Below are 596 nucleotides of genomic sequence, written 5' to 3'. Positions count from 1 at the left end.
ATATCCTCCTACTTTGTCTGCCTGATATGCTTTTTGCAGTGGTGTAATTTGCGCTAAGCGGGCATGATCAATTTGTTCAGCGATAAGGTGCGCTTTTCCTTGCGCGCGACACTCGGCTGCAATTTTGCCTGCATCTACTTGGTTGGCGGCTTCAAGTAAGGCCAGCCAGTGTTCGCGTTGCGGATAGGGGGTATCTTCAAGATTCAGACGGCCTTGTTTGTCGGCCACGCAGACGTTTAAGGCCGTCTGAAAACGTTCGGGGCGGCGGAATGCGTCGGTTTTTTTCAAAACATTCAAAATGGTTTTGCTTTTGAACTGCCCGACTTGATGGAGCATGATGTGCCAACGGCAGACAAGTTCGGCAAGCTCGGCGCAGTGTTTGGGTGCGCGCAGGCGTTGATTGACTTCGCGGACGGGTTCGACGCCGTTGACGTCGTGTCCGTAGTGTTTCGGCAGGATGTCGGCCGGTGTTTTTGCCTTGCCTAAGTCGTGCAATAAGGCGGCATAGCGTTCGGCGAGGGAGAGGTTCATTTCTGCGGCTCGTTGTACAACCATCAGCGTATGAATACCGCTGTCGATTTCGGGATGATAGTCGG

Annotated in this window: 1 protein-coding gene; it reads right to left on the bottom strand. The window is 53.0% G+C overall.

Annotation, left to right across the window (positions count from 1 at the left end):
• Positions 1-596: HD domain-containing protein (locus ACTHUR_RS15980; RefSeq protein WP_440399650.1), on the bottom strand; the 596-nt coding region annotated here is incomplete at both ends.

It is taken from the genome of Neisseria sp. P0021.S007 (genome assembly GCF_051956855.1).
This window is presented reverse-complemented; position numbering and strand designations above follow the sequence as displayed.